We start from the raw sequence: 21770 nt of genomic DNA, 5'->3' as shown, positions 1-21770 counted from the left end.
AACCCGACATGTTGCCTGAAGTCACCCAATTCGAAGACACCGTCACGCTGGTCAGCGACACCGGCATCCAGTTCATGGATTTCGCCCTGCGCCTGGACCCTCGCAAAGAACCGGCGGGCGAGTTCGCGCCGATGATCAGCGGGTTGATCTGCCGCCTGTCATATAACGAAGAGAAAGACTTCTTTTTCTACGAGCCGGAGCCGGAAAAGGTCGAAAAAGCCAAACCGGCGTTCAGCGTTGACATGAAAAGCAGCCTCGAGCTGCTCGACGGTGTCTGGCTGCCGACCCCGTTTTTCCGCTTCATGCCGCCGCACCGCTTCGACGAAGGCCCGACCAACTGGTCGCGCATGCGCCTGGTCAAACTGGCGACGCCCGACATCGACGGCAACACCCACCGCCTGACGATGGCCTTCGACAGCCGCGTGATGCCCAAGCGTGACGGCACCGCTTACCTGGCGCCAAACGAAGAAGACATCAGTTCCGGCGTGTCCTTCAAACTGGCGACGAAGGCCAGCGAAACCCGCTGGTTCCTGGCCCAGCCGTGGGTCAACGAATGGCTGCTGGAAGTATTCAACGAGGGCAATGCCCACCGTTCGCGCGCAGAGCTGGACACCGACATCCGCGCCAACTATCACCTGGCGCACTACCTCAACTTGCTGAGCCTTCTGAGCAAGCCATCGGCGGCGGAGCAGTCGACTGCCCGGCCGAAAGTCGAGATTCCTGAACTCAAAGTGGTGGCCAACGACAGCAATGGCCTGGTCAAACCGATCCCGGTGGACCTGGTGCTGGACGTCGGCAACTCGCGCACCTGCGGCATCCTGATCGAAAACCACGGTCAGGCCGGTTCCGGGTTGAAACAGAACTACGTGCTGGAACTGCGCGACCTGATCACCCCCGAACACACTTACAACCTGCCGTTCGAAAGCCGTGTGGAATTCGCCCAGGCGTATTTCGGCAAGGACCACTGCTCGGTCAAAAGCGGCCGGCATGATGCGTTCCAGTGGGCGACGATTGCCCGTGTCGGCAACGAGGCCAGTCGTCTGGCCAGCCGTCGTCGCGGCACCGAAGGCTCGACCGGGCTGTCCAGCCCGAAACGCTACCTGTGGGACGAAAACGCCTACGGCCACGGCTGGCGCTTCAACTGCTCGTACATCAAGACCGACAGCGAGCCGTACGCCACTGCCGCGCCGTTCTCGCACCTGATCAATGAAACCGGCGAGGCGCTTTACAGTCTTGAAGAAGACGATCGTCTGCCGGTGTTCATGCCGCGTTATTCGCGCAGCTCGCTGATGACGTTCATGCTCGCCGAGGTCCTGGCCCAGGCGCTGTCGCAAATCAACAGCCCGGCCCAGCGCTCGCGCCAGGGTCACACCCGTGTGCCGCGCCAGCTCAACAGCATCACCCTGACCGTGCCGCCGGGCATGCCGCAGGCCGAGCGCAGCATCCTCAATGAACGCATGCAGCAAGCCATCGGCCTGGTGTGGAAAAGCCTCGGCTGGCATGCCGGCGAGGAAGACCCGCATCAGGACCAGGCCGTCAGCCCGCGCACGCCGATCCCGAGCATCCGCGTCGAATGGGACGAAGCCTCCTGCGGCCAGTTGGTGTACCTGTACACCGAGGTCAACGAGAACTTCGCCGGGCACCCGGAAGAGTTTTTCGACACCCTCGCCCGGCCGGACAAAACCGACCGTGAACGCATCACCCTGGCGACCATCGACATTGGCGGTGGCACCACCGACCTGGTGATCACCGACTATCGCCTCGACCGCGCCGGCAACACCGGCAGCGGCAGCAACGTGCACATCGTGCCCGAGCAGCGTTTTCGCGATGGCTTCAAAGTGGCCGGCGACGACATTCTGCTGGACGTGATTCAGGACTTCGTCCTGCCGAGCTTCGAAAAAGCCTTGCAGATCTCAGGGGTCAAATCGCCCGTCTCGCTGATGTCGCGGCTGTGTGGCGATGAATCGGTCAGCGCCCAGGACATGATCCTGCGCCAGCAACTGAACCTGCAGGTTTTTGCCCCACTGGGCCTGGCGCTGCTCAAGGCCTACGAGCATTACGACCCGCAAGACCAGCAGGAAGTGAGCACCCAGACGTACCGCCAATTGCTGGGCGACAACGCAATCAGCCAGACCGTGCTCGATTACGTCAATGCCGCCGTGCGTCGTGATGTCGGCAGCCAAAGCGCCTTTGACCTCTACGATTCGTTGATCAGCTTCGACCTGCAAAAGCTCCATGCCGCATTCCTCAACGATCAGATCAACATCACCAAGATCCTCGGTGCGCTGTGTGAAGTGGTCGCGCATTACCCGTGCGACGTCCTGCTGCTGACCGGCCGCCCTTCGCGCCTGCCCGGCATTCAGGCGTTCATCCGCAAGGTGTTGCCGCTGCCACCGGGGCGCATCCTGGCGTTGCAGAACTACCGCACCGGCGGCTGGTACCCGTTCCACAAGAACGGCCTGATCGACGACCCGAAAAGCACCGCTTCGGTCGGCGCGATGCTGTGCCTGTTGTGCGCCAACCACAGTGTGCCGAACTTCTACTTCCGCGCTTCGGCACTCAAACCGTATTCGACGGTCAAAAACATCGGCGTTATCGACCTGAACAACGTGATCAAGGATGCCGACGTGCTGTACCGCGACATTCAGTCCGAAGACTACAAAATCAAGCTGCCGGAAATCGGCACGGGCGACGCCGCCGACACGCCTCAGCTGGAAATGCGCGGCGATCTGCGCCTCGGTTTCCGTCAGCTGGCCGCCGACCGCTGGGCCGCTTCGCCGCTGTACACCTTGCGTTTCACCAAGGCCGGTCGGGAGAAGTTCTCCCGTGCGATCGGTGAAAACGGCAGCGCGCCGCTGCTCAAGGTGCGCTTCGAGGTCAAACCGGCGGACAAGTACACACGCAAGCAGGATCTGGTCAGCGACCGCCTCTCGGTACGCAACATCGAATCCAACTGCAGCAACGTCAACTTCAACCCGCGCAGCGACCTCGAGCTGGAACTCAACACCATGCTCGACGCCGGCCTGAGCGAGACCAAGTACTGGCTCGACAGTGGAAGTGTGAAACGCAAATGAATGACCTGACCCCCGATCAACATCAGCTCTCTACCCGCTGGGCCGCTGTTTATGAAGGTGCCGGTCAGGCGCTGGAATGGATTGGCCAGACCCGTGTCAACGCGCCACGTCTGGACAGCGAAGCCGACAACCTGAACATCCGCCTGCATCGCGCCCGCAACCTGGCCCACAGCCTCGGTCGCGTGGCCTGCACGCCGATGACCATCGGCTTTTTCGGTTTGTCCCAGGCGGGCAAGTCCTACCTGATCTCGGCCCTCGCGGCCGGGCAGAACGGCAAACTGGAAACCGATTTCGGCGGCCAGCGCCTGGACTTCATCAAGCACATCAACCCGGTGGGTGGCGGCAAGGAAGCCACCGGCCTGGTGACGCGCTTCAGCCGGCGGGCCACACCGAGCCAGGACCCGGATTTCCCGGTGGAGCTGACGCTGTTCAAGGAAATCGAGCTGGCGAAGATTCTCGCCAACTCCTGGTTCAAGGATTTCGACCTTGAACGGATTTCCTACGAGATTGACGAAGAACGCATCCAGCGAGTCCTCAAGCCGTTCGAAGGCCGCGAGACCGGGCCGATGCAGCCGGGTGTCAGCGCCGACGATCTGGTGTCGCTGTGGGATTACCTGCGAGACAACTTCCGTAACTCGGTGAAAAAACTCGAGCACCTGTATTGGCCGAAAGCCTTGCAGCTCGCGCCGCGCCTGAATTTCCAGGAACGTGCCGAGCTGTTCGCCATTCTTTGGGGTGAGCAAAGCGAACTGACGCGCGTGTATCAGCAACTGGCCGGCGCGCTGCACAAGCTGGGCCTGCCCGAGACGGTATTCGCGCCGTTGAAGGCCTTGGTGAGTTTCGAAAACGACAATTACACCCAGCGCGACAGCATCATGAACGTCGACATCCTCGAGCGCTTCGGCAGCCCGCGGGACTTGCCGATCGACGTGCGGCCACGCATCGACGGTCGCCTGCAAAACAGCCAGGGCATTCCCGTCGCGCAACTGGCGGCACTCACGGCGGAAATGACGTTCGGCCTGATCGAAGCCCCGGCCGATGACATCGTCAACCAGGTCGATCTGCTCGACTTCCCCGGCTATCGCGGACGCAAGAAGCTGCACGAGATCGCCAACTCCAACGACCCGGAATCCGCCACCAAGGACAACTCCGTCTCGCAGCTGATTCTGCGCGGCAAGGTCGCGTACCTGTTTGAGCGCTACACCGACAATCAGGAAATGAACGCGCTGGTGGTGTGCACCGGCTCGACCAAACAAAGCGACGTCAACGACGTTGGCCCGGTGCTGACGCGCTGGATCGAAAAAACCCAGGGCGCCGACGCGGCCGCTCGCAGCAAACGCGACACCGGTCTGATCTGGGCATTGACCATGCTCGACCTGCGCATCACCAACTCCCTGAGCCTGACACCCGATCAGTACGACGAGAGCTGGAACGGCATGGTCAAGCTGACCATGCTGGAGCGTTTCGGCAGCTTGAGCTGGATGAACGACTGGGCCGGCACGCCGTTCCAGAACACCTTCCTGGTGCGTAAACCGCGCATGGACGCGGCATTCATCGTCCAGGACGCCAGCGGCGCCGAAACCGGGATCAACGCCAGTTACCAGGAACGCGTCGATGCGCTGGGCGAAAGCTTTGCGAGCAACGCGCTGGTGTGCAAACACGTCAGCAATCCCGCCAATACCTGGAAAGAAATGCTGCGCAACGATGACGGTGGCATCAGTCACTTCAGCGGCAGTTTCAAGGGCGTGGCCAATATCGAATTCAAGCTGCAGCGCATCCGCGAGCAGCTGGACGAATGCCTTGAAGGCCTGACCACGCATGGTCTGAGCACCTGGTATCACGCCGACGGTGACGGCGCCGCCGCTGCCAAGAAAGCCCAGGCACAGATGATTCTGTCGACCCTGGGCCGTCGTCCGGCGGTGCTGGGCGAACTCATCGATCAACTCGACATGCCGAGCGAAGAGGTGCGCGACCTGTACCTCAGCGGCGTGTACGAAACCGATGACGAGCCAGCGGTCAGCGATGAGCCGGTCGCCCTGACACCGAGCCAGAGCCTGTACGGCAACGACGCCGGTTTCGATTTCGATTTCGGCGATGACGCCAGCCCCGACAGCACACCGGCCAGCAGCAAGCCCCACACGCCGGTCCCGGAACTGCAAAGCAACGAACACCGTTTTGCCAAAGCGGCCTTCAAGGCCTGGGTCGCGCACTTGCGCGAACTGACCACCCGGCAAAGCCTGCTCAACCTGCTGGGGCTGGAAAAAGCCTTGCTCGAAGCGGTGGTCGACGAGCTGATCACTGCCGGTTATCGCCAGGATTTGCCGGGGCAATTGAGCCGCGCCGTCCTCAAGCGTGCCCAGAGCGGTGCGCGTCGCGATCAACTGGTCGAGCGCCAGGTTCTGGAAGTACAACGCGTGCTGCGCGATTTCGTGTCCTGGTTCGGCTACCTCCAGAAACCCGTGAGCGAGCGCCCACCTAGCCGGACCGGTGCCAAAGCGCCCTTGTTCTCGTTCTATACCGACATCGGTCCGGGACAGGTGCCGGAGTTGCCGCCGCAACCGGCGAACCAGGCGCAACGGTATCTCGGCGACTGGCTTTCGGGCCTGGCCTGTATCACGCAGGACAATGCCGGCCATGGTGCCGGTCGCGAAATCACCCCTGAACAGAACGAACGGCTGGGCCAAGTGCTGACAGCCTTCGCAGCGAGATAAGCAATGCCAATTCGTGTCGACCTGCTCGCCTTAGAGCCCAATGTGCCTGGCCGGGCCTGCCTTACTGTGAAGAAATGGCAGGGTGGCGAAGAACAGCTGGAATTCTCCATTCAGCGTAACCAGGACGGTTTCTACCTCCAGGACCAACAGGCCTGGAGCAACAACCCGTTCTGGTTCAAGGTTTCGCGCTTCACTGTCGCCGCCAGTGGCGAAGCTCTTGAAGCCCAGGTCGGCCCGGAAGTGGTCGACCCGCTGCTGGAAGGCAGCGCCAACTCGCAATTCCAGATCGAACTGCGCGAGCAGAGCCTGGGGCATGCCGACAAAGGCGTGGTCCGGCCAGGCGTCGGGCTGTTGCCATCCACGGCGGGTGGCCAGACGCGCTCGACGTATGGCGGCGCAGATTTGACCGCGCCGGCGGCACCGGCACCGGCACCTGAGATCCCGGAAATCCCGGAACTGCCGGAATTGATCTTGCCCACCGCCGAGCCAGAAATCGAACTGGAATCGGTGCCCAACGAACGCGAATACACGCCTGCTCCGCCACCGGTGAAGAAGAGCAACAAAGGCCTGCTCGGCCTCGCGCTTGTGCTGGTACTGCTGCTGGCGGCAGCGGCCGGGTTCTGGTTCTACAAACGCACGCCGGCGCCTGCCCCGACGGTCGCGGCCGCCGCACCGGCCGGTGCCGACGCACAAGCCTGCACGCTGGAAAGCATGAACAGCCTGCCCGAGCTGACCTTCGTCCAGACCTGCATCAAGGCGGCACCCGACAGCGCCAAGCTGCTGGAAATCATCAACGAAGCCAAGGCCGGCAAACACTGCGGTGTCGCCCAGCGCCTGTACGCCAACCGTGCCCAGGCCGGTGACGCGCTGATCGCCAACGCCTATGCCCGCGAATACGACCCGAAATACCTGAAGGCCAGCGAGTGCTTCCCGGTAGCGGATAACGCCACCGCGGCCTACTGGTACGAAACGATCCTCACCCAGGACCCGAACAACGCCGAAGCCAAGCAGCGTTTCGAGGAGTTGCAGAAGTGATGCGTTCACCCGTGAGTCGTTTCCTGCTGAGCAGCGCTGCGTTGTTGGCGCTGTGCATCAGCCCGTTGTCCCAGGCTGATGACAAACCGCTGATCCAGGCCGGTAAAAAGACCTTGTTCCAACGCGTATTGACCACCCCGGGCTGCAAGATCAGCCCGACGGCGGGCGGTGCGGCAGGCGAGGCGCAACCGGTGTTCAGCCGTTTCTACGTATACGAACGCGCCCAGGCGGCAAACGCCGAGTGGCTGAAAGTCGGCCCCGACAGTTATGGCAAAACCATTGGCTGGCTGCCTGCAAGCTGCACCACCGACTGGAAAATGCAACTGACCCTGGCCTTCACCAACCCGGCCAACCGCGACCGGCTGCTGTTCTTCAAGGAACGCACCACGGTCGAAGGCATTCTCAATGCACCGGACCCGGTGAGCAAAGTCGCCCCGCTGCGCGCCACGTTGAAAAAGGGCAAGCAAGCACCCGGCGTGCTGGCCGAAGAACCTGAATACTTCGTCGACCTGCAAAAGCAGTTCTACCTGTTGCCCGTGCTCAGCGGCGAAGAAGTCATGACCGAAGCCGGTTTCCGCACGCGCCTGCTCAATGTCGCATCGGTCAGCAAGCCCGACGAAAAAGACCCCAAGGGCGGTGCTGCCAACAGCGCGGCCGGGGGCAAGGAAGCTGAGGACAAAGCGGCCAGCCAACTGAAGGAATTCAGCGCGGCAGTGGTGTTTGTCATCGACTCGACGATTTCGATGGACCCATACATCGACCGTACCCGCGAAGCGATCCGCAAGGTTTATCAGCAGATCGAATCGCAGAACCTCGGCAAGCAGGTCAAGTTCGGCATGGTGGCTTTCCGTTCCAATACCCAGGCGGTGCCGGGCCTGGAATACACCACCAAGATGTACGCCGACCCTACCAAGGTGAAAGACAGCGCCGACTTTTTCGCCAAGATCGCCGACCTCAAACAGGCCAAAGTGTCGAGCAGCAGCTTCGATGAGGATGCCTTTGCCGGCGTCATGGAGAGCATCGACAAGGTCGACTGGAGCCAATTCGGTGCGCGCTACGTGGTGTTGATCACCGACGCGGGCGCCATCGAAGGTGACGACAAACTGTCGAAAACCGGTTTGAGCGCTGCACAGGTGCGTATTGAGGCTGCCAACCCAGGCGTAGCGATTTACACCCTGCACTTGAAAACCCCGGCCGGGGTCAAGGATCACGCCAAGGCCGAGGCGCAGTACCAGAACCTGTCGACTTACCCGGGCACCAACACCTCGCTGTACTACCCGGTGAATGCGGGTGATGTGCAGGAGTTCGGGCGCAAGGTCGACGCACTGGCCACCGCGATCACTACACAGGTGAAAGCCGCCTACATGGGCGAAGACGCCATCGGCAGTGCGGCGAACGCCAAGCAGGACCCGGCCGAGAAGAAAATGCTCGAGGACGCCGCACTGATCGGCCACGCCATGCAACTGGCCTATCTGGGCGAGAAGAACAACAGCAAGTCCCCGCCGGTGTTCAAGGCGTGGATCACCGACCGTGACCTGATCAAGCAGAACATCCCCACCACCGACGTGCGGGTGTTGCTGACCAAGTCCCAGCTCAGCGACTTGAGCGACGTGATGAAGAAGATTCTCGACGCTGCCAACGAAGGCCTGATTTCGCCGACGGAAATGTTCGACCGCCTGCGCTCGGTGGCCGCGACCATGGGCGCCGATCCGAACCAGCTCAAGCAGAACAACAACGCCAAACTGGCGGACATGGGCGTGCTCGGCGAGTACATCGAAGACCTGCCGTACCAGAGCGAAGTGCTGAACCTGGATGAAGAGACCTGGAAGAGCTGGGACGGCCTGGCGCAGGAGAAATTCATCCGTACGCTCAACACCAAACTGCGGCACTACCAGCGTTACAACGCTGACGTCGACCGTTGGGTGGCGCTGGCCAAGGACAGCGATGCGCGGGACAACGTGTACCCGGTGCCTCTGGAAATGATGCCTTAACGAGACGCCCATGCTCGATATCAGGAACTTGCTGGTGCGCCGTGGTGAAGGCGCGCTGGCCCATCACGTGCGCCTGCCGCACTTGCAGATCGGCGGCGGGGAAATCCTCGCCATCACCGGCGAGAGCGGCAGCGGCAAAAGCACATTGCTTGAGGCCATCGGCCTGCTGCTGGCGCCGGTCGAGCTTGAGCGCTTTCGCCTGGGCGCAACGCAGGATCAGGACATCGCCCGATTGCTTGCCACGGATGATCAACCGGCTTTGGCGGCGGTGCGTTCGCGGCATCTGGGGTTCATTTTGCAAAGTGGAGGCCTGCTGCCGTTTCTGAGCGTGCGCGACAACATCAGCCTGCCGCGCCGTTTGCTCGGCATGTCGGCACACAGCGCGCACATCGACCACGCGGTTGAGGTATTGCGTCTGCAAGGACTGCTGGATAAAAAGCCGCAGGCACTGTCGATCGGCGAACGCCAGCGCGTGGCCTGCGTTCGCGCCATTGCCCATGAACCGCTGCTGCTGTTGGCGGACGAACCGACCGCCGCGCTCGACCCGCACAGTGCCCGGCGCCTGTTTGAATTGCTGCTGAGCCTGGTGTCGAGCATGGGCCTGAGTGCGCTCGTGGTATCCCATGACTGGGCCTTGTTGAAGGATTTCGGCTTGCCGCGACTCGGCGCTATCAGCCGCCAGGGAGAGACTCTGTTTGAACCGATGGACTGACCGACTGCGCCTGCTGGGCACCCTGGCCCTGCAAGACCTGTGGCACGACCGCAAGGTGTCGCTGTGCATCGCCGCGTCATTGGTGGCGGTGATCGCGCCGCTGCTGCTGCTGTTCGGCCTCAAGCACGGGGTGGTCAGCCAGTTGCAGGACGAACTGCTGCGCGACCCGCGCAACCTTGAAGTGAAGATGCTCAGCAACGGCAACTACGACAGTGCCTGGATCGAGCGTCTGCGCCAGCGTCCCGAGACCGGTTTTGCCCTCGGCCAGACACGTTCGCTCAACACCCAGGCGGATTTGCTGATCGGCATGCAACGCTTCGTCGAAGGCGCAGAAATCATCGCCACCGAACCCGGCGACCCGCAACTGAACCTGCCGCAACTCAACCCCACCGGCGATCAAGTGATCCTCAGTGCCCGCGCCGCGCAACGCTTGCAGGCCAAGGTCGGCGATCGCGTGCAACTGCGCGTGCTGCGTCGTCTGGAAGGCGTGAATGAGCGCGGCGAGATGTCGCTGAGCGTGCTGGCGATTCTCGATGGCGCCCGTTTCGGCCGCGCCGCCGGGTTTGTCGCCCCGCCGTTGCTGCTGGACCTGGAGCGCTTTCGCGATGGCTATCAGGTCAGTGCGTTCGGCATCACCACCGGCAAGCCTCTGGGTGATCTGCAACCGCTGTATGCCCGCGCTCGCGTGTATGCAAACGACATCGACCAAGTGGCGCCGCTGGAGCGCTGGCTCAACGAACAACACATCGAAACGTCGAGCCGACTGGCCGACATCGACAACGTCAAAGCCATCAACCATGTGCTGGGGCTGATCTTCGGTGTTATTGCCCTGGCGGCATTGATTGGCTGTGTGGCGTCGATGGTCGGCGCGTTCCTGGCCAACATCGACCGCAAGCGCAAAAGCCTCGCGGTCCTGCGCCTGCTGGGGTTCAAGCGCACGGCGGTCGCCGGTTTCGTGGTCGTGCAAGCGCTGTTGCTGAGCCTGGCCGGCTACCTCGGCGGATTGGGGTTTTACGCTGTCGGCAGTCATCTGTTCGACTACTTGCTCGGCAGCAGCCAGGCCACCGGCGCCTTTGTCTGCCACATCACACTCTGGCATGGCCTCGCCGCCCTGCTTCTGACCTTTCTGGTCGCTACACTGGTGGCCGTGATCGGCGCCGTGCGCGCCATCAGCATCCAACCTGCGGAGAGTCTGCGTGAGCTATAAACGTTTTGGCTTGCTGTTGCCCCTGAGCCTGGGCTACTTGCTCGACGCTTCGGCGGCGGGCTGGGAAGAGAAGTATTACAACCCGATGCCCGAAGCCAGCGACGTCGTGTTGCCGATGCCGTGCGAAGGCTCGATGGTGTTTCGCAAGGTGTTCATTCCGGTCACCGGACCGCTCGACGACTACCCGATCAACATCGGTCAGGACGGCGCGGAATACGGCTATGTCGAACAGACTCGACCGACGTTTATCGCCGGCAGTTTCACCGGCGCCAAGAACGACAAATCCCGCTACTACCTGATGGCCAAGTATGAGATGAGTCAGTTGCAGTACGTCGCCCTGACCGATGAAACCTGCCCCACCGCCGCGACCAAGATGCGCTTGCCGCAAGTGGCCGTGAGCTGGGTGCAAGCCGTCGAAGCGGCTGACAAGTACAACCTGTGGCTGCGCAAGAACGCCGCCGGCAAGCTCCCGAAAGAAGACGGTGCCCTGGGCTTCCTGCGTTTGCCGACGGAAGTCGAGTGGGAGTTTGCCGCGCGCGGTGGCCTGGAAGTCGGTGCGGCGGAATTCCGTGATACACGCTACCCGATGCCCGACGGCATCAACGCTTACGAGTGGTTCGCCGGGGCGCAATCGTCCAACGGCAAACTGCAGTTGTCCGGCCTGCAAAAGCCCAATCCGCTGGGCCTTCACGACATGCTCGGCAACGTTGACGAAATGATGTTCGAGCCGTTTCGCCTGAACAAACTCGACCGCCAGCATGGCCAGGCCGGTGGTTACGTCGTGCGGGGCGGCAATTACCTGACCGCCCAGGCCGACCTGCGCACCGCGTTGCGCAAGGAAGAGCCGTACTACAACGCCGAAGGCCAGGTGAAAAACAAGACCACCGGCCTGCGCCTGGTATTGGTCTCGCCGACCCTGACCTCTCGCGAACGCGTGGCCAGCATCGAAAACAGCTGGAAGAAACTCGGCACCGGCAGCAAGGAAACCGAATCCGCCGACAAAGGCACGGTTCAGTCGCTGAACACGCTGGCCTCGGGCGTTGAAGACAAAGCGCTCAAGGAAAAGCTCCAGGCCCTGGAAAACCAGCTGCGCGCCAGCAACCAGCAGCAGGAAGAAACCCGCGACCAGGCGATTCGCGCCAGCCTAAATCTGGGTGCGTTCCTGTGCACCAAGATGCTCGACGACGGCCAGTACGTGGATTTCCTGCAGAAAAACTACAAGCTCAATTGCGAAGCCGCCGAAAAAGACGCCAGTTGCGACATGCGCAAGGGCAAGCTCGACGAGCAGAAGGATCGCCTGCACAAACTCAGCCGTTACTACGCCAGCAGCCTGGTGGAGTCGGCGACGTTGTACGGTCAGCCGCTGCTCGAGGCACAGGTTCCGGTGATGGAAGAAATCATTACTCGCAACAAACAGCTTCAGGACCTCAAACCCTACTTGCGCACGCACTGGGCGAATCAGAAGACCTTCCTGCAAAAACAGAAGATCGACACTGAGGCCTGGCTGACCAGCTGCAAGACCGTCACTCAATAACAACACGTCAACACCGTCATCGAGGAGTTTCACCATGTCGCGCAGCCTTTGGACTCGCTTCAAACTACAGATCGCATTCGTCGTTGCCGGCAGCCTGTTGCTGACTGGTTGCGCCAACACCGGCAGTTCGATGCTCGGCGGCAGCGACGGCGCAGACCCGCGCCTGACCCAAGGCAATGACGCGGAGTTCTTCAGCAAGTCCGGTTACCAGGCCTGCGCCGTCGGCGCCGGTGTCGGCATCCTCGGTTGCGCGCTGTCCAACAGCAGCAACAAGGCCGTCTGCGCCATCGCCGCCGGTATTACCGCGTGTGGCGTGGCCATGGGCGCGAACTATTATCTGGATCAACGTCGCAGCGAATACGCCGACACCTCCACCCGTCTGGCGAAGATGAACAGCGAAGTCGAGCAAGACACGCGCAATGTGATTGCCCGCACCGAGACCGCTCAGCAAGTGATCAAGGATGACCAGGCACGTATCGCCAAGATCAAACAGGACATCGCCAGCAAAAAGGTCGACAAGACCAAAGCCCAGACGCAAATCGCCGAGATCGACAACAACATCGCAATCTTGCGCAAAGACCTCAGCAACATGCGCAAAAAAGTTACCGAGTACAGCAAAGTGGCCGATGCCGAACGCGCCCAAGGCTCCAGCGCCGAGATGAAGCAGGTGGATGTAAGCATTCTGAAAATGAACGAGAAAGTCGCTGCCTTGCAGAAGGAAGTCGACGGTCTCTACAGCCAGCGCTCCGCAATCACTCTGGGTTAAGCACATGACGTTACGACAACTGGCGGTCCTGACCGCCGTCCTCGCCTTGAGCGGTTGCGCGACCCAGCCGGGCGAATGCGATGCGACCAATCGCGACAGCAGCATGCTGACCAAGATGAACTGCGACTACTCTGGTGGTTACAGCGATCAGGTCAAACAAAAGGAACAGGCCCTGGCCGAGTCCCGCCAGCAAAACGCGATGTTCCGTCAGGTGTACGAGAACATTCAGGCCCAGCAGCTCAGCACCAAAACCGATTTGGCCAGCCAGCAGAAATCCCAGGCTGAACTGAACCAGTCGCTGGGCAAGTTGCTGACCTCACTGAAGGCGCGCCATGGCAATGAAAGCCAGGTGCAGAAGCAGATCGCCGGGCTCGAACAGCAGCTCAAGGACTCGCAGACTGCACCGGTGGCCAAGCCTTCAAAGGCGGCCCTGGCCGCCAAGCAGGAACAACTGAAGGCGCTGCAGAAAAAGGTCAATCAACTGCAATTCAGCCTCGGTTACGAAGAGTAACTTTTCACCCGCAGGCCTCCCGCCGGAGGCCTGCAGCCTTTTCAGGAATCGACGTCATGCAGCGGGTCATCAGGGATGCGCAAGCCACACCAGAGGGGATGAGTGCGCTGCAAGCCAAAGTCGCCCTCATCCAGAAACACTTTCCGCCGACCGTCTCCAGCCTCTTCGCCATCCCGCGAATGGGCAGCGGCGAGGTGCTGGAATGGTGGACCGAACTGGGTGGCCAACCCACGCCCTATGCCGACCTCAATGAGGACGCTCAACGGCGATTGCTGGAAACCTATGAAGTGCGTCAGACGTCCCTTGGACAGTTGGCGGACGAACTGCAAAAACGCGGTCAGCCCACGGAGGCGGATGACCTGCGCAGCCTGCTCGGCGCTCCCGAGCTGGACAAACTCTACAGCCTCAACGGTGAGCCGTTGGTGGTGCGCTGGAACCAGCGCCCGCCAAAACCGGTGGTGCCGCCGGTGGTTCCGCTGGCTCCGGTGGCCGCCGTGGCGCCTTCGCGCCGTGGATGGTGGATCGCCGCGGCATTGCTGGCACTGCTGTTGTTGCTCCTGGCACTCTGGGCTTACTGGTGGTTTATGCACCGGGAAAAAGTTGTCCCGGTCGAACCGGTCGCCCCGGTGGTGACACCGATCGAGAAACCGGTTGAGCCTGTTCCCGAGCCGGTAGTGGAGCCGGAGCCTGTAGTGGAACCGAAACCGGAACCCGTACCGGTTCCAGAGCCAGAACCAGTGCCCGCCCCCAAACCGGTCCCGCCGCCAAAACCTGTGGTGGCCGCCCCGCCTCCACCACCGCCACCGCCGCCGCCGCCGCCGGCACCGACGCTGGACAACTTCGCGTGCCGCAAAAAAGCGCCAAACGCAGAGATCCCGCAGTTCGTGGTGGTGCTCGATACCTCGGGTTCGATGGATTTGAACATCAAGTCCGTAAAAGCCGATGAGGACTGGTTCTTCGGCAACGAGCTCAACAAGTACCTGGACGCGAACCGCACCATGCAGATCTTCGCCAAACCCAGCCGCATGGACGTCGCGAAGGACTCGCTGGCCGGCATGATCAACGGGCTGGACCCGAAAATCGACACGCGCCTCATTACCTTCGCCGGCTGCGAACGCACACCGGACCAGGGCGTGTTCAAGTTTGGCGACCGGCCACGGCTGATCAACGGGATTCGAGGCCTGGTTCCCAACGACGGCACACCGCTGGCCGACAGCCTGGCTTACGCGGCAAGCACCGTCGACGGGCGTAATAACGATGCCGTGATCGTGATGTTCGTCGACGGTGAGGACGGTTGCCAGAAAGACGCTTGCGCGGTGTCCCGCCAAATCGCCAGGGAACAACCACGCCTGCGGGTCAACGTGGTGAAAATCGGTGCCGGTGGCCCGTCGCGCTGCATTGCTGAAAACACCGGAGGCCGGGTTTACAACAGCACCAACGCGGCAGAACTGGCCAAGCAGTTGAAACTCGCAACCAAGGAAGTGTCGAGCAACGCCAAGTGTGATTGATTGGCTGATCTGAATATTGCGGTGCAGCCTTCGCGGGCAAGCCTCGCTCCTACAGGGGTCAACGCTGAACCTGTAGGAGCGAGGCTTGCCCGCGAAGGCTATTTCAGAGGCGACTCAACGAAACCGGTCAACCTCTTGGCGCAACTCCGCCGCCAGGCTCTCCAGCTCTTTGGCGGTCACCGCCAGGTTCGACACCACTTCCCGCTGCTCGCTGTTCGCCAGCGCAATGCTTTGCAGGTTGCTGCTGAGCAGGGTCGCGGTGCTGCTCTGCTCCTGGGTCGCTGTAGTGATCGCGGCGAACTGTTCACCGGCGGAACGGCTTTGCTCATCGATCCGCGCCAGTGCCGAAGCGACGTTGGCGTTGCGCGACAAGCCTTCCTGCATCAAAACTTTGCCCTGTTCCATGGTGCTGATGGCATTGCCGGTTTCCTGCTGGATGCTCTGAATCATCCCGGAAATTTCGTCGGTGGCCTGGCGAGTGCGTGAAGCCAGGTTGCGCACTTCATCAGCCACCACCGCAAAACCACGGCCCTGCTCACCGGCACGCGCCGCTTCGATGGCCGCGTTGAGCGCCAGCAGGTTGGTTTGCTCGGCAATCGAGGTGATCACCCCGACAATGCCACCGATTTCCTGAGAACGCTGGCCCAAGGTGTTGATCACCGTGGCAGTACTGTTCAGCGCGCCAGCGATTTGCTCCAGGGACGAGGACGCTTCACCCATCGATGTACGACCGATCTGGGTTTGCTGTGCGTTTTCCTGCGCCAGACGCTGAGTGCTGCCCATGTTGTCGGCAATGTTCAACGAGGTGGCGCTGAATTCTTCCACGGCACCGGCCATGCTGGTGATTTCGCCGGACTGCTGCTCCATGCCTTCATAGGCACCGCCAGACAAACCGGACAAGGCCTGGGCACGGCTGTTGACCTCTTGCGAGGCCCGGCGGATGTGCTCGACCATCGTCGACAACGCCTGGCTCATCTGGTTGAAGGCACGGGCCAGCTGACCGATCTCGTCGTTGCTCGACACGTCCAGGCGCACGCTCAGGTCGCCGGCCCCCAGGGCTTCGGCCTGACGCACCAGATCACCCAGCGGCGCGAGTTTGCTGCGTAGCAACCAGACGGCGGAACCCACAGCGATCAACATCGCCAGCAGGCTGCCAATCGCCAGTTGAATGCCGACGCTCCAGGTCACCGCGCTGATTTCGTCTTGCGGCATGCTCGCCACGACCGACCACGGGCCGTCCTGGAACGGCACGGAAACACTGTAGAAGTCTTCGGACGTGTCGCTCCAGAAACCGCCCTCGCTCGGGGTTTTCGCCAGGGCGGTGATGGCTGGAACGGCTTTATCCAGCGCTTCCACGCCGGCGATCGGTACCAGCCATTTGTTCTGCTCGTCGAGCAACGCCAAGGAACCGGTCTTGCCGATGCGGAATCGCTTGAGGTTTTCGAACTGGGCTTTCTGCGCGTCGGTGTAGTCGAAACCGACATACAGCACGGCAATGACCTTGCCGCCGCTGTCGCGTACCGGGGTGTACTGCGACATGTAGTAGCGTTCAAAAAGCAAAGACCGTCCGACGAAACTCTGCCCCGCCATCAAACGGGCGTAAGCCGGGTTCGCATGATCGAGAACAGTGCCAATGGCACGACTGCCATCCTGTTTGGTGACGTTTGTACTGACCCGAATGAAGTCCTCGCCGCTGCGCACGAACACCGTGGCCACGCCGGCGGTCATCTGCTTGAACTCGTCCACTTCCTTGAAGTTGTTGTTGAGCACTTCGCCGCCCAGTTGCAGGCCCGGAGTCTGGGTGCCCGCCACGTTCACCGGCGCATCCGGGTGCACGCTCAGCCCGCCACTGAAACGCTTTTCGAACAACCCCGCAAGGCGCAGGGTACTTTCACGCAACGTGCCGTGAAACGTACTCAACTGGTCGGCCAGCAACCGCGCCTCACTGGCCAGGTGCTCTTCGCGGGTGGCGAGGTTGGCCGTGTCCAGTGAACGCAGGGCAAACAGGGTACTGCCGCTGATGACAATCGCCAGGATAACGGCGAGCGCAAGGCCAAGCTGTGAAGCGATCCGGGCACGAGGTTGAGACATGACAGCTCCTGGCCGAGCGATCTGATCCTCCTTGATCGGCTACTCAGCAAAATTTCTAATAATGGGAATTACGTCGAACCTGCACGAAGGTTCCATCTGCAGATTTTCGGCGGCAAACCTGAATACTTGAGTAAATAGCCGGGATATGGCTCAAGGCCGCTATTTCAAGGGCTCTATCGATTCAGCACAAGTGTTCGACGTCCGGCAATTTCATCGCCCGCACTTCGCCTTGCAGGAAATCACTGAGGCGGCGCAAACGTTCACCTCCTGGGCGGGTTTTCGGCCAGACGAGGTAATAATTCTCACCACTGGCGACGGCGGTCGGCCACGGCAAACTCAGACGGCCCTGCACCACATCTTCGGCCACCATCAGCAGATCGCCCATCGAAACGCCATAACCCCGGGCGGCGGCGATCATGCCCAGCTCCAGCGTATCGAACACCTGCCCGCCCTTGAGCGACACCTGATCCGTCAGCCCCATGCGCTCCAGCCAGTTGCGCCAGTCACGCCGGTCCGGCGTCGGGTGCAGCAGTTCGGCATGGGCCAGACGCGCGACGTCCCACGGTTGGTCCTTCAGAAGATTCGGTGCACCGACCGGAATCAGCTCCTCCGGGAACAGCAGGCTCGCCTCCCAGTCCGGCGGAAAATGCCCGTTGCTGAGGATCACGGCGCAGTCGAACGGCTCATGGTTGAAGTCCACCGAGTCGACGTCCATCCAGGCGCTGGTCAGTTGCACTTCGTTGCCCGGTTGCAGGTGGCGGAAACGGCTGAGCCGCGCCAACAGCCAGCGCATGGTCAGGGTCGACGGTGCTTTCATGCGCAGGATGTCATCTTCGGCGCGCAAGGTATTGCAGGCCCGCTCAAGAGCGGTGAAGCCTTCGCGAATGCCCGGCAGGATCAGCCGCGCCGACTCGGTCAGTTGCAAATTGCGCCCGCTGCGATGAAACAGCCGACAGGCAAAATGCTCTTCAAGCGTACGAATATGCCGACTGACCGCACTCTGCGTAATCGACAACTCTTCAGCGGCACGGGTAAACGAGCTATGCCGCGCCGCCGCTTCAAATGCGCGAAGGGCATACAAGGGAGGAAGACGACGAGACATGCGGAAAGCTCCTATGGCGCAATTTCGTCAACTTATCAGAAACTCCACAGGATGAGTTTTAATCATGCCACCCATCCTTTTTATCCCTTTGTGCAAACCCCGCAGAGCGCCGAGAATCGACGCTTTCCTGTTCTCTTTGATAATCGGGCGTGATGACCATGCAGCATCCAGCACGTATTGAACTCTGGGCCATCCTGCGGCTGGCGGGGCCGTTGATTGCCTCGCAGTTGGCGCACATGCTGATGGTCCTCACCGACACCTTGATGATGGCGCGCCTGAGCCCCGAGGCATTGGCCGGCGGCGGACTCGGCGCGGCGACCTATTCGTTTGTGTCAATCTTTTGCATCGGCGTGATTGCGGCGGTCGGCACGTTGGTGGCGATCCGTCAGGGAGCGGGCGATATCGTTGGTGCGGCGCGGTTGACCCAGGCCGGGTTGTGGCTGGCGTGGTTGATGGCTTTGGTCGCCGGATTGCTGCTGTGGAACCTCAAACCGGTGTTGCTGATGTTTGGCCAGACCGAAACCAACGTCCAGTCAGCCGGGCAGTTCCTGTTGATTTTGCCGTTCGCCTTGCCCGGTTACCTGAGCTTCATGGCCCTGCGCGGTTTCACCAGCGCGATTGGCCGGGCGACGCCGGTGATGGTCATCAGCCTCGGCGGCACGGTGGCCAACTTCGTGCTCAATTATGCGTTGATCACCGGGATGTTCGGCCTGCCGAAAATGGGCCTGGTGGGTATCGGTCTGGTCACGGCAATTGTTGCCAACCTGATGGCCGTGGCGTTGGCGCTGCACATTCGGCGGCACCCGGCGTACGACGCCTATCCATTGCGCCAGGGCTTGTCACGGCCAAACCGGCAGTACCTGAAGGAGTTGTGGCGCCTGGGTCTGCCGATTGGCGGCACCTACGCAGTGGAAGTCGGGTTGTTTGCCTTCGCCGCGTTGTGCATGGGCACCATGGGCAGTACGCAATTGGGCGCGCATCAGATCGCGCTGCAGATTGTCTCGGTGGCGTTCATGATTCCGGCGGGGCTTTCCTATGCGATCACCATGCGCATCGGCCAGCATTACGGCGCCGGGCAGTTGCTGGACGCGCGGCTTGCCGGGCGGGTCGGGATCGCCTTTGGCGCAGCGGCGATGCTCGGTTTCGCGATGGTCTTCTGGCTGTTGCCGAATCAGTTGATTGGCCTGTTCCTGGACCACAACGACCCGGCCTTCCGCCCGGTCATCGAACTGGCGGTGAGCCTGTTGGCGGTGGCTGCTTGGTTCGAGCTGTTCGACGGCACGCAAACCATCGCCATGGGCTGCATTCGCGGGCTCAAGGACGCCAAGACCACGTTCCTGGTCGGGTTGGGTTGCTATTGGCTGATCGGCGCGCCCGCCGCGTGGTGGATGGCGTTCCATTTGCACTGGGGGCCGACGGGTGTCTGGTGGGGTCTGGCGTTGGGCCTGGCGTGCGCGGCGGTGAGCCTGACGCTGGCGTTCGAGTGGAAGATGAAGCGGATGATTCGGCGGGAGCCGACATCAGGGGCAAGTTTCCAGATCGCCCAGCCTGACTGAGATCCTTGTAGGAGCGAGGCTTGCCCGCGAAGGCGTCGTGTCAGGAACAACAATGTCGACTGACTCGACGCCTTCGCGGGCAAGCCTCGCTCCTACAGGGATTCGTGTCAGCTCACGATCTCTAGCATCGGCTGCTGACTGCTGCCAAAACTCAGATACTCAATCAGCTCCGTCAACGGTAACGGCTTGCTGATCAGATAACCCTGCACCTGATCGCAACCAAACCCGCGCAACAAATCCAGCTGCTCCGGCGTTTCCACGCCCTCGGCGACCACTTCAAGATTGAGGTTGTGCGCCAGGTTGATCATCGCGTGCACCAGTTTGCGATTCTCTTCGCGCCCTTCCATTCCGCCGACAAAGCTCTTGTCGACCTTCAACAAGGCAATCGGCAGGCTGTTGAGGTGCACGAAGGACGAAAACCCGGTGCCGAAGTCGTCGAGCGAGAAGCGCACGCCCAGGCGCCCGAGGGCATCCATGGTCTGTTTCACCAGATCGCTGCGGCGCATGACCGCCGTTTCGGTCAGTTCGAATTCCAGCCACTGCGCCTCGACGCCACGCTCGGCAATCAGCCGGCTCAGGGTCGACAGCAACTGACTGTCCTGAAACTGGCGGAACGACAGGTTGATCGCCATGTGCAGCGCCGGCAGACCGAGCTCGCGCAACGCCTGCATGTCGCGCAACGCGCGGGAAATCACCCAGTAACCGAGCGGCACGATCAAACCGCTTTGCTCGGCCAGTGGCACGAACTCGCTCGGCGGCAACAACCCACGCTCGGCATGGCGCCAGCGCACCAGGGCTTCGAGGCCGACGATCTGCCCGTCTTCAAGGTTCAGGCGTGGCTGGTAATGCAGCTCCAGCTCATCGCGACGCAACGCCCGGCGCAGCTCGCTTTCGAGGTCGGCCATGCTGCGGGCATTGCGGTTGATGCGTTCGTTGAAGATGTGAAAGGTGCAGCCTTGAGTGCTCTTGGCCTGCTGCATGGCGATGTGCGCGTGCCACATCAACGGATCGGCGCCGGCCTGGGCGCGAGCGTGGGCGATGCCCAGGCTGGAACCGATCAACAGGCTTTCGCCGTCGACCCAATAGGGCTCGGCCAACGCTTCGGTGATGCGTTCGGCCATCCATTCGGCGCGTTGCGGCGCGCGGCGGGTGTCGATCAGCAGGGCGAACTCATCGCTGCCCAGCCGTGCCAGTTGATCGCCGGCCTCGAGCTGGCTTTTCAGGCGCGCGACCACTTGCAGGATCAAGCGGTCGCCGGCCTGGTGGCCAAGGGCGTCGTTGGCGTGGCGGAAGTTGTCGAGGTCAAGGTGCCCGAGGGCCAGGCCACGGCCGTCGTTTTCCGCCAGTCGCGCGGCCAGCAAGGTCTGGAAACCCTGGCGGTTGGCAATGCCGGTCAGCGGGTCTTGCTCGGCCAGGCGTTGCAGGGTGTTTTCCAGCACGCCGCGCTCGCGCACGTGGCGCAGGCAACGGCGCAACATGCCGGGGTCGAGATGATCGCGCACCAGCCAGTCGCTCACGCCATCGGGCGGCAACAGCGGCTCTTGTTCGAGCAACAACACCGTTGGCAAACTGCAACGGCCGGGCGCCGGCTGAAGGGCCGGGATCGTCAACAACACCGCGCTGCGGTTGTCATCAAACAGAGCGCTGACCGACTCCCAGCTCGGAGCGCTGATGAGCACGGCCGAGCTCCCCATCGGAGCCAGACACTCGCGCAACAACGCTGCCCACGCTGGCTCTTCGGCCAATAGCAGCAAACGCAAGGGTTCGACAGGCGTAGACAAGCTAGCTCCCTAGACTCTGCAATGATGTAGGCGGCGGGCATTATGCCGTGCCAATAACTAATGACCAATGACATCAGTTATCAAACGAGGCTTTTGTATCCGGAATTACGAACATTAGCCGCAAATTCCTCCCGCATCCTGCGTGAAAGTAACAAAACCGGCAAATATAGATAGCGTATTGCGTCACAAGT

Annotated in this window: 14 protein-coding genes; 11 read left to right on the top strand and 3 right to left on the bottom strand. The window is 61.6% G+C overall.

Going from position 1 to position 21770, the window contains the following annotated elements; all coding sequences use genetic code 11:
* Positions 1–8: 8 nt before the first annotated feature.
* Genes IB245_RS18225 through IB245_RS18180 form a run of 10 tightly spaced genes read left to right on the top strand, consistent with a single transcriptional unit; the run spans position 9 to position 15049 of the window.
* A complete protein-coding gene (locus tag IB245_RS18225) occupies positions 9–3074 on the top strand; it encodes a virulence factor SrfB (RefSeq protein WP_008037957.1) in 3066 nt (1021 codons plus the stop codon).
* Complete coding sequence (locus IB245_RS18220) at positions 3071–5785, top strand: putative virulence factor (protein ID WP_192228216.1); 2715 nt, start codon at positions 3071–3073, stop codon at positions 5783–5785. Before IB245_RS18225 ends, IB245_RS18220 begins: the two co-directional genes overlap by 4 nt.
* A 3-nt stretch (positions 5786–5788) precedes the next feature.
* Positions 5789–6820, top strand: a complete 1032-nt coding sequence (locus tag IB245_RS18215; protein ID WP_192228215.1) for a hypothetical protein — start codon at positions 5789–5791, stop codon at positions 6818–6820.
* Positions 6820–8811 carry a vWA domain-containing protein gene (locus tag IB245_RS18210; RefSeq protein WP_008037963.1) on the top strand — a complete coding sequence of 664 codons (1992 nt, stop codon included), beginning with the start codon at positions 6820–6822 and terminating at the stop codon, positions 8809–8811. The genes IB245_RS18215 and IB245_RS18210 overlap by 1 nt, the downstream gene beginning before the upstream one ends.
* Before the next feature lie 10 nt (positions 8812–8821).
* On the top strand, positions 8822–9523 hold the full coding sequence (locus IB245_RS18205; RefSeq protein WP_008030527.1) for an ABC transporter ATP-binding protein: 702 nt from the start codon (positions 8822–8824) through the stop codon (positions 9521–9523).
* On the top strand, positions 9507–10730 hold the full coding sequence (locus tag IB245_RS18200; RefSeq protein WP_192228214.1) for an ABC transporter permease: 1224 nt from the start codon (positions 9507–9509) through the stop codon (positions 10728–10730). Before IB245_RS18205 ends, IB245_RS18200 begins: the two co-directional genes overlap by 17 nt.
* Complete coding sequence (locus tag IB245_RS18195; RefSeq protein WP_192228213.1) at positions 10720–12264, top strand: SUMF1/EgtB/PvdO family nonheme iron enzyme; 1545 nt, start codon at positions 10720–10722, stop codon at positions 12262–12264. Before IB245_RS18200 ends, IB245_RS18195 begins: the two co-directional genes overlap by 11 nt.
* A 34-nt stretch (positions 12265–12298) precedes the next feature.
* Positions 12299–13030: a hypothetical protein gene (locus IB245_RS18190; RefSeq protein WP_008037967.1), complete on the top strand. Its 732-nt coding sequence runs from the start codon at positions 12299–12301 to the stop codon at positions 13028–13030.
* Positions 13031–13034: 4 nt separating this feature from the next.
* Positions 13035–13541: a hypothetical protein gene (locus IB245_RS18185; protein WP_008030533.1), complete on the top strand. Its 507-nt coding sequence runs from the start codon at positions 13035–13037 to the stop codon at positions 13539–13541.
* 56 nt (positions 13542–13597) lie between these two features.
* A complete protein-coding gene (locus IB245_RS18180) occupies positions 13598–15049 on the top strand; it encodes a vWA domain-containing protein (RefSeq protein ID WP_192228212.1) in 1452 nt (483 codons plus the stop codon).
* A gap of 114 nt (positions 15050–15163) precedes the next feature.
* Here IB245_RS18180 and IB245_RS18175 read toward each other — a convergent pair whose 3' ends face one another.
* Both IB245_RS18175 and IB245_RS18170 read right to left on the bottom strand, forming a co-directional pair.
* A complete protein-coding gene (locus tag IB245_RS18175; RefSeq protein WP_192228211.1) occupies positions 15164–17140 on the bottom strand; it encodes a methyl-accepting chemotaxis protein in 1977 nt (658 codons plus the stop codon).
* A 181-nt stretch (positions 17141–17321) separates the two neighbouring features.
* Complete coding sequence (locus tag IB245_RS18170) at positions 17322–18242, bottom strand: LysR substrate-binding domain-containing protein (protein ID WP_192228210.1); 921 nt, start codon at positions 18240–18242, stop codon at positions 17322–17324.
* A gap of 158 nt (positions 18243–18400) precedes the next feature.
* Between IB245_RS18170 and IB245_RS18165 the strand changes: the two genes are divergently transcribed.
* Entirely contained in the window at positions 18401–19798 is a 1398-nt protein-coding gene (locus tag IB245_RS18165) for a NorM family multidrug efflux MATE transporter (RefSeq protein WP_192228209.1), read from the top strand.
* A 107-nt stretch (positions 19799–19905) separates the two neighbouring features.
* On the opposite strand, the gene IB245_RS18160 is transcribed toward IB245_RS18165, so the two are convergent.
* Positions 19906–21579 carry a putative bifunctional diguanylate cyclase/phosphodiesterase gene (locus IB245_RS18160; RefSeq protein ID WP_008037990.1) on the bottom strand — a complete coding sequence of 558 codons (1674 nt, stop codon included), beginning with the start codon at positions 21577–21579 and terminating at the stop codon, positions 19906–19908.
* Positions 21580–21770: the final 191 nt, after the last annotated feature.

Source organism: Pseudomonas sp. PDM02, from assembly GCF_014852285.1.
Lineage (GTDB): Bacteria > Pseudomonadota > Gammaproteobacteria > Pseudomonadales > Pseudomonadaceae > Aquipseudomonas > Aquipseudomonas migulae.
Note: the sequence above shows the minus strand (reverse complement) of the source record. Positions and strands in the feature narration are given on the sequence as shown.